Raw genomic sequence first — 14813 nt, 5'->3', positions numbered from 1 at the left:
CAATTTTGATTGTGGTTTTTACGAATTTTTAAAATGCTTTTTTTAATAGACGTAAATCTTATTTTTTACTTTCAATGTCTTTTAATACCCACTCCAGTTCTGGGTCTATTTTTTCTAATCTATCTTGAATTGTAGGGAGAATTTCTACATCAGGTTTTATACCATAACCATCTGGAGTTACTTTAAAAGGAGCATCTATATGCATTAAACCTATTCTCGCTCTTACCTTAGTATTTGGTAATTCATAAATCTTATAAAGACCAGCTACTGTGCCATTATAAGCACCACCAGTTTCTTCTCCTACAAAAGTTGCACGTTTGTTACCATGTAATTGTGTAGATAATAAAGAAGATCCTGAAAATGAATTGCCATTTGTTAACACATAAATAGGGCCTCTATAATGTAATAAGTTAGGTTCAGATTCTTTAGAAGATTTAAATCTATAATATAGTTTCCCATCCTTTTTACTTGTTCTTAACAGGTTTTGTACTAGTATAACTGGAGATGCTAACCCTACAAACATTTTAGTAACTGTAGATGTTGTATTACTCATTAAAAATTTTAGAGATGGAATCCTACTATTCACTTCACTAGGATTAATCATCGTGAATTTTTTATTCGCAAGATATGTATATAAATGAGTTACTTCATTTAAACGTCCTCCAAAATTATCTCTTAAATCTATCACTAATGCTTTAGTATTACGAGCATCAATTTTACCAAAACTCTCTGCATAAAACTCTTTATATTTCCCATTACTAAAGCCTCTTATTTTTAATACCGCTACTGCGCTATCTTTTCCAATAAAATTTAAATTTCTGGTATATTCTTTCCTTGATGCTATATATCCATATTTTTGATTGTACTTCCATTTTGCTTTACTTTCGGCTTTTTTAGCTTTTTTCTCTACTTTAGTTAGTTTCTTTTTCTGCGTTTTTACAATTTTAGTAGAGTCTATTTTAGTAGAATCTTTTAAAGCTAATACCTGTTCGGATTTAAGAGTTCGTTTGTACTTTTTAATAAATGTAGAATCAGAATTTTTTAAAGTTAATGAAATACTATCAAAACGCCCCTTATCTCTTGCATAATAACTTAAAAAGCGAGCACCAACTACTCTATCGTGAAATGTTGTATTATATCCGTCTGATACAATCGTTTTTTTATATTTTTTTATTAAATCTTGAGGGGTTTCATTATTTACCTTTATAACTTCACTTCCTATTAATATTGAGTCTTTTCCTCTTGCATTGACAATCCATAATTTTTCATCTAAATATTCATAGTCTAAATTAACAATATCAAATTTTGAACCTCTTAAAGCTTTACGTTCTTTTTTAGTGAATCGTTTTCCAGGAGGAGTTAAAGTCATGTGCCCTTGACCAACATACTTTGTTACTGCTGCCAATTGTTTAAAAAATGTACGACTATCCATTGGTTCAGTAATAGCTTTTTTTAAACTATCAAATTTAAAATCTAATGTTTCTTTTGGAGTATATTGATATAAATGAGGATGATGTCGTTTTAGTTGTTTGTAAGCTTTATCTACGTCTTCATGTAAATCTTCAACAGAATGCTGTTTTGTAACTTGTAAATTGTATTTTTCAATACTAGCACATGAAGCTAATAAAAATGTGATGCTGAGGCTAAGTAATAAGTTTTTCATTAAATGATTAATTTGTTTATATTTATTTATACAGACGCAACTTTTATGTAAATGGTTGCTTGTTTTTTAATTTATGACGGAAAACCAAGCATATTTCCCATTCCAACTGTAAACAACCAACATCCAAAAAGAGCATGCTCAATACTCACTAATAATGTTGATTTAGTTTGTTTGAAAGTTATAGCAAAAAGAATGCCACCAATAAATGTTAATATAATAACTAAAGTGTTTTTAAAAAATATATGTGCTAACGAAAATACAATTGCATTAACGAAAATAAATAAATTTTCATTTTTAAATAATGATTCATATCTCTTAAAATAAAAAGTTCTATAAATTAATTCTTGAGGATATACCGAAAGAAAACTATAAACAAATAATATAATTATCCATAATTTGGGCTTGGTTAAAGGCACTATAAATAAATTAGCTCTACTTGTAAAAAACACAAAAACTGTAGTTACAATAGCTATTATTAAAAATTTAAAAGCTGTTTGCTTCCAGAAATTCTTCCAATTGAGATGTTTTACAATTTCAAATTTCACTTTTTCGATTCGAAACAACACAAAAATAATATATAACAATCCTATTAAAGTAATAATTGCTTTTATACCAATAGGGTATGGTATTGCAAAACTAATGGGAAGTAAAATAAAAATAAGTAAGAATTCTGTGAGTTTGTAATATGTAGATTGCATAAAGTTATAAATTGATTGCAGTAGTATGTTTTACTTGATTAATCATAAACATGCTATGAGTGCTACCAATATGATTAATGGTAGTCAGTTTTTTAACCATAAATTCTCGGTACGCTTCCATATCTTTTACGATTACTTTAATAAGATAGTCGTAATCACCGCTAATATGATAACATTCTACTACTTCTTCTAATGTTTTTATTTCTTTTTCAAACCTCACAACATAGTCCTGCGAATGTTGTATTAATTTAATATGACAGAATGTAACAAAAGATCGATTTACTTTATTGGCTTCCACTAACGCCACATACTTTTCTATATAACCTTCTTTTTCAAGTTTTTTAATTCGTTCATAAATTGCTGTAGTGGACAAATTTAGTTTATTAGCTAACTCTTTATTTGTTTGCTTACTATCCAATTGTAAAAATTCTAATATTTTTTTATCAATTATATCAAATACCATACAGGTTATTTTTCATTAAAATTAAGTTATAAACTCAAAAAATATTAAATAAAACTATTTAAATGTATTTTTATAGATTTATTTTCTAATTAAATACAAATTTATTGCTTTTAATTCAATAAATATTGAATTTTGATGACAAATAACACTATTTAATAAACTATAATGAAATTTAATCCAGCAAATAATATTCAAGATTTACAATACTTTGGCGAATTTGGAGGCGTTAACCCTTCAGTTTCTGATGCATCAACTTATACTTTTTTATCAGCCAAAACAATGTTTGATACCTTCGAAGGCAATGCAGATGGTTGTTATTTATATACAAGGCACTCGTCGCCAAGTAATTTATATTTAGGTGAAGCTCTAGCTGCAATGGAAAATACTGAAACAGCTAATGTTACAGCTTCTGGAATGGGAGCTATTACTTCTACTCTATTACAATTGTGTAATTCTGGAGATCATATTGTTTCAAGTAGAACAATTTACGGAGGTACTTATGCTTTTTTAAAAAACTTTACACCAAAGTTTGGCATTAACACCTCATTTATAGACATTACAAGATTAGATGTTGTAGAAGCAAACATTACAAAAAATACTAAAGTAATTTATTGTGAATCGATTAGTAATCCCCTTTTAGAAATTGCAGATATAAAAGGTTTAGCTCATTTAGCTAAAAAGTATGATTTAACATTAATTATTGATAATACATTTTCTCCTTTAATGATCTCTCCAATAAAGCTAGGAGCAGATATTGTAATACATAGTTTAACTAAATTCATTAATGGATCTAGCGATACTGTTGGTGGTGTTGTTTGTGCATCACAAGAATTTATTGATATTTCTCGTAATGTAAACAATGGAGCTGCAATGTTGCTTGGTCCAACAATGGATAGCTTCAGATCTGCTTCAATTTTAAAGAATTTAAGAACGCTACATATTCGTATGAAACAACATAGTAAAAATGCACAATATATAGCTGAAAGATTTAAAAGTGACGGTATTAAAACCGTATATCCAGGTTTAAAAGATCATCCTTCTCATCAGATTATGAAAGAACAAATGAATGTAGATTATGGTTTTGGAGGGATGTTAACTATAGATGTAGGCTCTTTAGAAAAAGCCAATGAGTTAATGGAGCTAATGCAGAATAGAAATTTAGGTTATTTAGCAGTGAGTTTAGGGTTTTATAAGACATTATTTAGTGCTCCAGGAAGTTCAACTTCTTCAGAAATCCCAGAAGAGGAGCAAATTGCAATGGGTTTAAGTGATGGTTTAATTCGTTTTTCAATAGGATTAGATGATGATATTGAACGGACTTATACATTAATGAAACAGTGCATGATTGAATTAAATATTTTATAAAACTCCTTTCTTTTATATAAAAAAAGCTTAGGCATTTTACCTAAGCTTTTTTGTTTGCATAGCTTATCTTAAAATCGTAACATTACATTTCAAATTTAATACAACTATGCAAGACGATAATAACATTACTGAAATTAAAGCTAATGATCAAAACATAATTGATAATAAAGAACTCAGTATTTGGGAAGCTTTAATTCCTGTATTTGCCTTAGTAGGTATGTTAGCATATAATGTATACGTATTTGGTGATGATGCATTAAGCGGTTCAAATCAATTTGTATTATTATTAGGTGCAGCTGTGGCTGCTATAGTTGGTTTTTTCAATAAGGTATCCTATAAACAAATGCTTGCAGAAGTAGCAGAGAATGTAAAATCAACTACAGGCGCCATACTTATCCTTTTAATGGTTGGAGCCCTTGCTGGTACTTGGCTTATAAGTGGTATTATTCCATCAATGATTTATTATGGATTACAAATATTAAATCCTACTATATTTTTAGCAGCTTGTGTTATTATATGCTCAATTATATCGATTGCTACTGGGAGTAGCTGGACTACAGCAGCAACTGTAGGCATTGCATTAATTGGTATAGGGGAAGCCTTGGGAATATCGTTAGGAATGACAGCTGGTGCTGTATTATCTGGCGCTTATTTTGGAGATAAAATGTCGCCACTTAGTGATACGACTAATTTAGCACCCGCAATGGCTGGAGGTGAATTGTTCAGTCATATTAAATATATGGCATTAACTACTATTCCTACTATAACTGTTACGCTTATCGTATTTATTATTTTAGGGTTTACCATTGATACTACTGGAGTTGCAGATACTGCATCCATATTAACATCAATAGATGCTTCTTTTAATATAAGTGGTTGGTTATTTATAGTACCTATTATAGTTGTTTTATTAATACTAAAGAAAACACCACCACTGATTGCATTATTAGCAGGAACACTTTTAGGTGGAATTGCAGCAATTATAGCGCAGCCCAATATTGTAGCTAGTGTAGCTGGAGCAGAGAGTTTAAATTTTCAATCTGCTTATCAAGGTGTTATGAATGCTTTAACAGTAGATACTGCTGTTGAAACATCTAATACTGAACTTAATGATTTATTTACTTCTGGAGGTATGAGTGGTATGTTAGGTACCATTTGGTTAATCATTTGTGCTATGGTATTTGGAGGTGTTATGGATGGCATTGGTGCTTTAGCTAGAATTAGTAAAGCACTTTTAAGTTTAGCAACTACAACTTTTGGCTTGTTTGCTAGTACTGTTGCCAGTTGTTTAGCTTTAAATGTAACTGCATCAGATCAATATTTAGCACTAGTAGTTCCAGGAAAAATGTTTAAAAAGGCTTATGAAGATAAAGGTTTAGCTCCTGAAAACTTAAGTCGAACTTTAGAAGATTCTGGCACTGTAACCTCTGTACTAGTCCCTTGGAATACCTGTGGTGCTTATCATAGTGGTGTATTGGGTGTTGGTGTAGGAGAATATTTTTTATATGCTATTTTTAATTGGTTAAGTCCATTTATGACTTTATTATTTGCTGCTTTCAACATCAAAATCAAGCAGTTAAAAGGAAAGATTATTACATCATAAATAAAAACGTCTAACAAATTAATTTTGTTAGACGTTTTGTATATAATTTTCTTCTATTATTTATTATTGCTTAAGTAATGCTTTTAATTCACTTAGTGATTGCATTTTAGCATGATCTAAAGCTGTATGGCCTTTACTATCTTGCAATGATATGTTTGCATTATGTTTTAACAATAAATCTACAACATCAATTTTATTAAACATGGTTGCAAAAATAAGTGGAGTGGTACTATTATTATTTCTAGCATTAACATCAGCTCCTTTCTCAATTAAAAACTTTGCAAGTCGAAGGTTTCCTTTAAAACAAACTCCCATTAAAGCTGTATTACCAGAAGCATCTGGTAAATCAACTTTTCCTCCATGTTCTATAATCACATTAGCAACAGCTTCATTATCATAGTACGTTGCTAATATCAAAGGTGTTGATCCTCTTGTATCTTTAGTATTTACCAATTCAGGATTTTCTGATAATAGTTTTGCAACTGTTATCTCTTCTCCAGAACGAATAGCATTAAAAAAATTTTCTGTTGTATCCATAAATGTTAAAGATTAATAAAGGCAAGTAAAATTAACTTGCCTTTATTGCTATTAATCAATTATATATTTTACTACTATAATTAAGCTAAGTCAAAGCGATCTAAATTCATCACTTTTGTCCATGCAGCAACAAAATCATTTACAAATTGTTCTGCACCATCTCCTGCACCATAAACTTCTGCAACTGCTCTTAATTCTGTATTAGATCCAAATATTAAATCGGCACGAGTTCCTGTAAATTTTACTTCTCCAGTTCTACGATTTCGACCTTCAAAGATTGTATCGTCCGCAGAGGTTGCGCTCCATGTATATGTAAAATCTAAAATATTTACAAAGAAATCACTTGTTAATGCTCCTTTACTATCTGTGAATACTCCATTATTTGAACCATCATAATTAGCCCCTATAACACGTAATCCACCCACAAGAGCTGTCATTTCTGGAATAGATAATGTTAATAATTGCGCGCGATCTATTAATAGTTCTTCTGCAGCGGCAGTTTGATTATTCTTTATAAAGTTTCTAAATCCATCTGCTTGAGGTTCTAGGTAGCAAAAAGATTCAACATCAGTTTGCTCTTGTGTTGCATCACCTCTCCCGCTTGTAAATGGAACCGTTACATTATAACCTGCATTTTTAGCAGCCAATTCTACACCAACAGATCCTCCTAAAACAATTAAATCTGCAATAGATACCGTTCCATTAAAGCCATTTTGAATCCCTTCATAAATATCTAATATTTTAGATAATTCTGTTGGGTTATTAGCTTCCCAATTTCTTTGTGGTTCTAAACGAATACGTCCTCCATTAGCTCCTCCTCGTTTATCAGAATCTCTATACGTTGAAGCTGAGGCCCAAGCTGTAGTTACTAATTGAGATACTGTTAAATCTGAAGCTATTATTGCATCTTTCAAGGTATTGACTTCTGAATCGCTAAGATTTGTTCCTGCAGGAATTGGGTCTTGCCAAATCAACTCTTCTTTAGGAACTTCAGGGCCTAAATAACGTGAAATTGGCCCCATATCTCTATGTGTAAGTTTAAACCAAGCACGAGCAAACGCATCTTCAAATGCTTCTGGATTCTCTTTAAAACGTTGAGATATTTTTAAGAATTCTGGATCTACTTTTAATGCCATATCTGCATCAGTCATCATTAAAGCTTGTCTTTTAGATGCATCTCCAGCAGTCGCTGCAGTTGGAGCTCCAGAATCTGCTTTTGGAGTCCATTGACTTGCTCCAGCTGGGCTTGTTGTTAACTCCCAATCGTAATCTAAAAGTACTTTAAAGAAATCATGATCCCATTTATTTGGATTAGGTGTCCAAGCACCTTCTAAACCACTAGTAATGGCATCATCTAAAACTCCGGTTCCATAAGTATTTTTCCAACCCGTGCTCATTTCCTCAATTGCAGCTCCATGTGGTTCAGCTCCAACATATTTATCTGGATCTGCAGCTCCATGAGCTTTTCCAAAAGTATGCCCTCCAGCTGTAAGCGCAACAATTTCTTCATCATTCATTGCCATACGACCAAACGTTTCTCTCATATCAAAAGCAGAACCTAGTGGATCTGGTTTTCCATTAGGGCCTTCAGGGTTTACATAAATCAACCCCATATGTACCGCTCCTAAAGGTGCTTCTAACTTATCTCGACCTTCAGAAAAACGTGCGTCATTTCCTAACCATTCTTTTTCAGATCCCCAATATATATCCTGTTCAGGTTCCCAAATATCTTCACGTCCAGCTCCAAATCCAAAAGTCTTGAACCCCATAGATTCTAAGGCACAATTACCTGCCAAAATCATTAAATCTGCCCAAGATAGTTTTTTACCATACTTCTTTTTGATAGGCCATAGTAATAAACGAGCTTTATCTAAATTTCCATTATCTGGCCAGCTATTTAAAGGAGCAAAACGTTGTGATCCTGAACTAGCACCACCTCTACCATCACCAACACGATACGTCCCTGCGCTATGCCATGCCATACGAATCATAAATCCTCCATAGTGCCCATGATCTGCTGGCCACCAATCTTGAGAATCCGTCATCAAATCAATAACTTCTTGTTTTAACGTTGCATAATCAATATCATTAAACGCTTGAGCATAATCAAAACTTTCGCCTACTGGATTAGATTTTGCAGCATTTTGACGTAAAATATTTAATTTTAACTCATTAGGCCACCAATCGCGGTTTGTTGTTCCGTTTCCAGCTGTTTGTTTTTGTGGACCACCCATAAATGGGCACTGGCTTATATCGCCTCCTTTAATATTATCCATATTGTTTTTGTAATTAATTTTTAAAGCTATATTTAATGACAAAACTACCAAATTATATTTGCAATTACCATAGTTAAAATTGATTGTTTTTATGTTTACATCAAAATAATCTATTAAACTATAAGTTAACAATACATAAAAGAAGTATGAATTGTTTAATAAAACATTAATTTTGCGTATCAAATTTATTTAATAAATTCTTATGGCTAAATTAACACTTGGGGGTACACCAGTAGAAACATCTGGAGAATTACCAAAAGTTGGAACTGTTGCTCCCGATTTTAAATTAACAGCTGTAGATCTGTCTACAAAAACTCTAAAAGATTATGCTGGGAAAAATATTGTTTTAAATATTTATCCGAGTATAGATACTTCTACTTGTGCAACTTCAGCCAGAAAGTTTAATGAAGCTGCAAGTGCTATGGAAAACACTGTAATACTATGTATTTCTCGTGATTTACCTTTTGCTCAATCTCGTTACTGTAGTTCTGAAGGCTTAGAAAACATCATTAACTTGGCAGATTATAAAGATAATTTATTTAGCAAGGCTTACGGAGTAAATTTTATAGATGGCCCTTTTGAAACATTACACTCTCGTTGTATTGTTGTAATTAATTCTGAAGGTATCATAACACATACAGAACAAGTACAAGAAATTGCTAATGAACCTAATTATGATGCAGTAATGAGTGTTTTATAAATGTCTAAAAAAGAAAGTTTTATAACAAATAGATTAAAGAGTATTTCTTATGCTTTTAAAGGAGCTGTACTTCTTATAAAAACAGAGGCTAGTATAAAAACACAGGTATTTATAGCAATAATAATGACGATTGCTGGGTTTTACTATCAAATATCTTCAACTGAGTGGATTTTACAGATTCTTGCTATTGGATTGGTTATTGGTATAGAAGGTATAAATACTGCCATAGAAGCCATTGCCGATTTCGTACATCCTGAACATCATCATAAAATTGGCTTTATAAAAGATATTGCAGCTGGCGCTGTATTTATTGCTTCGGTCGCAGCTGTTATTGGTGGGTTTATAATTTATTTCCCAAAGATTTTTTAATATACGATTACCATTAGAATAAACGTTAGTAATTTGTACTTTTGTTACAACGTAACCAACCTTAAATGGCCAAAAGAAAAACAACTAAGAAAAAAACCAAGTCAAAGAGAATATCTAAAAAAATAAGCTTAACCTTATCTAATCAACAAAAATTAGTGTTTGGTAGCTTATTATTAATTCTTGGTATTTTATTTTTTCTTGCCTTCTTATCTTTTTTATTTACTGGCAAAGTAGATCAAAGTACTTTAACAGAATTTACATCTAGAGATGTTAAAGTAGAAAATTGGTTAAGTAAAACTGGGGCTTGGATAAGTAACTTTTTTATCTATCGTGGTTTTGGAGTAGCATCTTTTATTTTTTCAGGACTTATATTTTTATCAGGTGTTTATCTTTTATTAAACATTAGTAAATCTAGATTAAGACGTCATTGGTTTTGGGGTACTTTAATAACTATATGGATTTCCATTTTATTTGGTTTTTTTAGCAATAACTCTATACTAGGTGGAACTATTGGTTTTGAAATGAATAGTTTTTTTCAAGATTATATTGGTAAAATAGGTACTGTTTTATTATTAGCATTAGGCTTAATTATTTATTTAGCTGCTCGTTTTAAAATGACACCTCAACATTTTGGAAAATTATTTAAATCAACAAAAGAAAACATTAAAGATGAGTTTAAAGTAGAAGAAAAAGAAGGAGAAAGTTTTCAAGATTATATACCATTGGATAATGATTTAACTGCCGAAGCTGAAGCTATTAAATCATCATTTGAAATTCCATTAGAAAATTTAGAACCGACTATTACTAATTATTCTAATATTAACAAATCTAAAACAGAAAATACTTCGAAAGAATTAAATATTGAAATTGCTCCAGTTGAAGATACCGTTGAAGAAGACATTGACATAAAAGTAGATGCTATTGTTGAGGAACAATCAGAAACAAAAAATTTATCAGATAAACTTGTTGAAGATTTTGGTCGTTTTGACCCTACTCTCGAACTTGGAAACTATCAATTCCCTCCTCTAGATCTGTTAAAAAAATATAATACAGAAGGGATTACTATTAATCAAGAAGAGCTTGAAGACAATAAGAATAAGATTGTTGAAACTTTAAGCAATTATAAAATTGGAATTTCTAGCATTAAAGCAACCATAGGCCCTACAGTGACTTTATATGAGATTGTACCAGATGCTGGAGTAAGAATTTCAAAAATTAAAAATTTAGAAGATGATATAGCTTTATCGCTTTCTGCATTAGGTATACGAATTATTGCACCTATTCCTGGAAAAGGAACTATAGGTATAGAGGTTCCAAACAAAAATGCAACTATTGTTTCAATGCGTTCAGTTATTGCTTCTCAAAAGTTTCAAAAATCTGAAATGCAATTACCAATTGCTTTAGGAAAAACTATTAGTAACGAGACTCTTGTTGTAGATTTAGCGAAAATGCCTCACTTATTAATGGCTGGTGCCACTGGGCAAGGTAAGTCTGTTGGACTAAATGCTGTATTAACATCACTGCTTTATAAAAAACATCCGGCAGAAGTGAAGTTTGTTTTAGTAGACCCCAAAAAAGTTGAGCTTACTCTTTTCAATAAAATTGAACGTCATTATTTAGCTAAACTTCCCGATAGTGAAGAAGCTATAATTACAGATAATACCAAGGTTATTAATACACTTAATTCTCTGTGTATAGAAATGGATAATCGTTACGAAATGCTTAAAAATGCAATGTGTCGTAATATTATCGAATATAATGAAAAGTTTAAAGCACGGAAATTAAATCCCAATGACGGTCATCAATTTTTACCTTATATCATACTGGTAGTTGATGAGTTTGCAGATTTAATAATGACTGCAGGAAAAGAAGTAGAAACTCCAATAGCTAGATTAGCTCAATTAGCAAGAGCTATTGGTATTCACCTAATTATTGCAACTCAACGTCCATCTGTAAACGTAATTACTGGGATTATTAAAGCCAATTTCCCTGCACGTATCGCTTTTAGAGTAACTTCTAAAATAGATTCTAGGACAATTTTAGATGGTTCTGGTGCAGATCAACTTATTGGCCGAGGAGATATGCTTTACACACAAGGTAATGAGCTTACTCGTATACAATGTGCTTTTGTTGATACTCCAGAAGTAGAGGCCATTACAGAATTTGTTGGATCTCAAAAAGCTTATCCTGATGCCCATTTATTACCTGAATATGTAGGAGAAGAAAATGGCACAGGTATTGATATAGATATCTCAGACAGAGATAAACTTTTTAAAGAAGCGGCTGTAGTAATTGTTACTGCACAACAAGGTTCTGCTTCTTTATTACAGCGAAAATTAAAACTAGGATATAACAGAGCAGGCAGGTTAATAGATCAATTAGAAGCTGCTGGTATAGTGGGTCCTTTTGAAGGTAGTAAAGCTAGACAAGTGCTAGTATCAGATTTAACTGCTCTAGATCAATTATTAGAAAACGAAAATAATATATAAAAAATGAAATCCCTTACTCTTATTATAATAACACTTTTATTAAGCAATTTTGGAATGTCTCAAAATTCAACAGAAGCAAAAGCTTTACTGGATCAAGTATCCAAAAAAGTAAAAGCTTATGAGAATATTGCAATTGACTTTAAATATGTTTTAACAAATGAAGAAGAAGGTATTAATCAAGAAACTCGTGGGAATGTAATCATGCAAGGTGAAAAATATATTTTAAACATTCTTGGTATCACACGTATTTTTAACGGAACGACATTATACAGTATAAGCCCAGAAGATGAAGAAGTTACTATTTCTACAGAAAACACAGAAGACGATAGTACTATAACTCCTAGTAAAATGCTATCCTTTTATGAAAATGATTATAATTATGCAATGGATATCGTTCAAAACGTGCAAGGTAGAAAAGTGCAATATGTAAAATTAACTCCTATCGATTCAAATTCAGAAATCAAGCAAGTACTTTTAGGTATTGATTCTAAAACAAAACATATTTACAATCTTATTGAAATAGGAAATAATAATACAAAAACTACACTCACTGTTAATTCTTTTAAAACAAATGAGCCTTTATCAAAAACCTTATTTACTTTTGACGAAGAAAAATATAAAGATTATTATATCAACAAATTAGATTAATTTTCTCTTGAAAATACTTGATAAATATATACTTACTACATATTTAAAAACATTTTTCAGCGTCTTTATTATATTGATGCTAATTTTTATCTTACAATCTGTTTGGTTGTACATAAGAGAGTTAGCAGGTAAAGATCTAGAAATAGATATTATTTTACGATTTTTAATAAATGTTACCCCTAGATTAGTAGTTTTAGTTTTACCTCTTACAATTTTATTATCATCAATTATGGTGTTTGGTAAATTTGCAGAAAACTATGAATTTGCTGCGATGAAATCTACTGGAATTTCGCTTCAGCGTGCAATGAAAACCTTAAGCGTTTTTATTTTAGGCTTATCCATAGTGACTTTCTTTTTTGCTAATAATGTAATTCCTGCTGCAGAGTTTAACTTTTATAACTTAAGACGAAATATTGCACAATTAAAACCTTCTGCCGTTATCGCTGAAGGGCAATTTAATCAAATAGGTCCTACGGTAAATATTAAAGTTGAAGAAAAAAGCGGAGATCGAGGGCAGTTTTTAAAAAATGTGATCATTCATCAAAAAGAAAACGAAAAAGATAAGAAAATATCTAGTGTTACTATTGCTAAAACTGGAGAACTTGTAAGTAGTATAAACTCAAATGTCATAAAACTTGTTTTATTTGATGCGAATACTTATAAAAATGTAGAACAAGCAAATTTGGCTAAAAAAAGTGTAAGGCAGGAGTTTATTAAATCTAATTCTAAAGCACAAACATTGTTTGTAGATCTTTCAGGTTTAAATGATGTAGATTTTAAAAAAGAAAGTTCTGTGAAAAAATACTCTATGTTTGGGGTTAAAGCTTTAGATAGTGTTATAGACACATTACGAGTGGTTAAAAGGACTGATTTTGAAAGGCTTTCAAAAAATTTGTTTGACAGGTCTAGGGTTTCAGCATTAAACACCAATATTAATCCCAAAAAAGACACATTATATAAAGAAAATGATTTTCTCAAGATTTTTGAACCTCAACAGCGTGTGCAATTATTAAACTTAGCAATAAATTCGAGTAAAAGCACTATTCAAATTATTGAGAACAATAAGAGAACATTTCTTAATAAAGAAAGAAATCTCAATAAAACTATTATTTCTTATTACGAAAAATATGCATTAGCTATAATGTGTGTTATTTTATTTTTTGTTGGAGCTCCATTAGGCGCATTAATTAAAAAAGGCGGGATAGGACTTCCTATAGTTATCGCTGTACTTATATTTTTAACATATCATTTTATAGGTATTTTTGCTAAAAATAGTGCTGAAGATAGTAGTGTCAATCCAATTTTTGCAACATGGTTACCTACATTAGTAATGCTTCCTTTAGGTATTTACTTTACTTCAAGAGCAACAAAAGATAGAAGTTTAATAGATATAGATGAGTTACTCTCACCTCTTAAAAAATTAGTGATTAAAGAAGCCATCCCTCCCATTAAGGATAATTCTATTTTAGAAGAAACAAGTGAATCTTATTTAAATTTAAATACTTACGATGATAAGAAGCTTATAGATATCGTTAAAAACTTTCATTTGTATCCTCAAGCTGAAAACTATAGAAACACAGCATTAAAAATTTTAAATTTAAGAGGTTATAGAGAACAAGAATTAAAATTCTCTGGAAATTTAACTAATGAGAATTATACAAATGCATTACGCTATAAATCTAGTTATGAAGAAAATTCTAAAATGTCTATTTTTTTATACTTTGTAGGTATAACGCCTAGTATATTAGGAGCTATTCTTAAAAACAATGGTTTTTCTGTATTGGGAAAAACATTATTAGGAATAGGTATATTTTTTATGATTCTATTTTTAATCACTTATTTTAAATCTGTAAAAAATCAATTCAATTTTAATAAATTAAAAGGTAAGAAATTATTACCTATTACAATAATCTCTATTATATTAGGGATTCCTTTTTACTTTATTCATTATATCTATCATAAAAACAGGATGAATAAAGGTTTAAAACTAATTAAGTAACTT

The 14813-nt window shown here is 30.6% G+C and carries 12 protein-coding genes; 7 read left to right on the top strand and 5 right to left on the bottom strand.

All coding sequences use genetic code 11. The features are described 5' to 3' along the window. Nucleotides 1-58: 58 nt before the first annotated feature. The 3 genes from D1817_07965 to D1817_07955 form a co-directional block, all read right to left on the bottom strand. Nucleotides 59-1663, bottom strand: a complete 1605-nt coding sequence (locus D1817_07965; GenBank protein ID AXT19817.1) for a peptidase S41 — start codon at nt 1661-1663, stop codon at nt 59-61. A gap of 71 nt (nt 1664-1734) precedes the next feature. Further along, nucleotides 1735-2361: a CPBP family intramembrane metalloprotease gene (locus tag D1817_07960; protein ID AXT19816.1), complete on the bottom strand. Its 627-nt coding sequence runs from the start codon at nt 2359-2361 to the stop codon at nt 1735-1737. 4 nt (nt 2362-2365) lie between these two features. Further along, nucleotides 2366-2824, bottom strand: coding sequence for an Lrp/AsnC family transcriptional regulator (locus D1817_07955; protein AXT19815.1), 459 nt, complete (start codon nt 2822-2824; stop codon nt 2366-2368). Between the two features lie 165 nt (nt 2825-2989). Here D1817_07955 and D1817_07950 point away from each other — a divergent pair, with 165 nt between their 5' ends. Together D1817_07950 and nhaC are read left to right on the top strand one after the other, a co-directional pair. Continuing rightward, entirely contained in the window at nt 2990-4189 is a 1200-nt protein-coding gene (locus D1817_07950; GenBank protein ID AXT19814.1) for an aminotransferase class I/II-fold pyridoxal phosphate-dependent enzyme, read from the top strand. A gap of 106 nt (nt 4190-4295) precedes the next feature. Then, on the top strand, nt 4296-5792 hold the full coding sequence (gene nhaC, locus D1817_07945; GenBank protein ID AXT19813.1) for a Na+/H+ antiporter NhaC: 1497 nt from the start codon (nt 4296-4298) through the stop codon (nt 5790-5792). A 63-nt stretch (nt 5793-5855) separates the two neighbouring features. On the opposite strand, the gene D1817_07940 is transcribed toward nhaC, so the two are convergent. After that, entirely contained in the window at nt 5856-6329 is a 474-nt protein-coding gene (locus D1817_07940) for an ankyrin repeat domain-containing protein (GenBank protein ID AXT19812.1), read from the bottom strand. A gap of 80 nt (nt 6330-6409) precedes the next feature. Beyond that, nucleotides 6410-8605: a catalase/peroxidase HPI gene (katG, locus tag D1817_07935; GenBank protein ID AXT21245.1), complete on the bottom strand. Its 2196-nt coding sequence runs from the start codon at nt 8603-8605 to the stop codon at nt 6410-6412. Between the two features lie 202 nt (nt 8606-8807). On the opposite strand from katG, the gene D1817_07930 reads away from it, so the two are divergent. From D1817_07930 to D1817_07910, 5 genes are all read left to right on the top strand, one after another. Further along, nucleotides 8808-9305, top strand: coding sequence for a thiol peroxidase (locus tag D1817_07930; GenBank protein ID AXT19811.1), 498 nt, complete (start codon nt 8808-8810; stop codon nt 9303-9305). Continuing rightward, entirely contained in the window at nt 9306-9674 is a 369-nt protein-coding gene (locus tag D1817_07925; GenBank protein AXT19810.1) for a diacylglycerol kinase family protein, read from the top strand. 65 nt (nt 9675-9739) lie between these two features. Further along, the gene (locus D1817_07920; protein ID AXT19809.1) at nt 9740-12163 is read left to right on the top strand and encodes a DNA translocase FtsK; all 2424 of its coding nucleotides are present in this window, start codon (nt 9740-9742) and stop codon (nt 12161-12163) included. A 3-nt stretch (nt 12164-12166) separates the two neighbouring features. After that, nucleotides 12167-12811: an outer membrane lipoprotein carrier protein LolA gene (locus D1817_07915; GenBank protein AXT19808.1), complete on the top strand. Its 645-nt coding sequence runs from the start codon at nt 12167-12169 to the stop codon at nt 12809-12811. A 7-nt stretch (nt 12812-12818) separates the two neighbouring features. Then, nucleotides 12819-14810, top strand: coding sequence for a YjgP/YjgQ family permease (locus tag D1817_07910; GenBank protein AXT19807.1), 1992 nt, complete (start codon nt 12819-12821; stop codon nt 14808-14810). The last annotated feature ends 3 nt before the right edge of the window (nt 14811-14813 follow it).

This window comes from Flavobacteriaceae bacterium (assembly GCA_003443635.1).
Lineage (GTDB): Bacteria > Bacteroidota > Bacteroidia > Flavobacteriales > Flavobacteriaceae > AU392.
Note: the sequence above shows the minus strand (reverse complement) of the source record. Positions and strands in the feature narration are given on the sequence as shown.

Coding starts and splice junctions, on each gene's coding strand:
- D1817_07965 (AXT19817.1), bottom strand. CDS start 1,663: ATGAAAAACTTATTACTTAGCCTCAGCATCACATTTTTATTAGCTTCA.
- D1817_07960 (AXT19816.1), bottom strand. CDS start 2,361: ATGCAATCTACATATTACAAACTCACAGAATTCTTACTTATTTTTATT.
- D1817_07955 (AXT19815.1), bottom strand. CDS start 2,824: ATGGTATTTGATATAATTGATAAAAAAATATTAGAATTTTTACAATTG.
- D1817_07950 (AXT19814.1), top strand. CDS start 2,990: ATGAAATTTAATCCAGCAAATAATATTCAAGATTTACAATACTTTGGC.
- nhaC (AXT19813.1), top strand. CDS start 4,296: ATGCAAGACGATAATAACATTACTGAAATTAAAGCTAATGATCAAAAC.
- D1817_07940 (AXT19812.1), bottom strand. CDS start 6,329: ATGGATACAACAGAAAATTTTTTTAATGCTATTCGTTCTGGAGAAGAG.
- katG (AXT21245.1), bottom strand. CDS start 8,605: ATGGATAATATTAAAGGAGGCGATATAAGCCAGTGCCCATTTATGGGT.
- D1817_07930 (AXT19811.1), top strand. CDS start 8,808: ATGGCTAAATTAACACTTGGGGGTACACCAGTAGAAACATCTGGAGAA.
- D1817_07925 (AXT19810.1), top strand. CDS start 9,306: ATGTCTAAAAAAGAAAGTTTTATAACAAATAGATTAAAGAGTATTTCT.
- D1817_07920 (AXT19809.1), top strand. CDS start 9,740: ATGGCCAAAAGAAAAACAACTAAGAAAAAAACCAAGTCAAAGAGAATA.
- D1817_07915 (AXT19808.1), top strand. CDS start 12,167: ATGAAATCCCTTACTCTTATTATAATAACACTTTTATTAAGCAATTTT.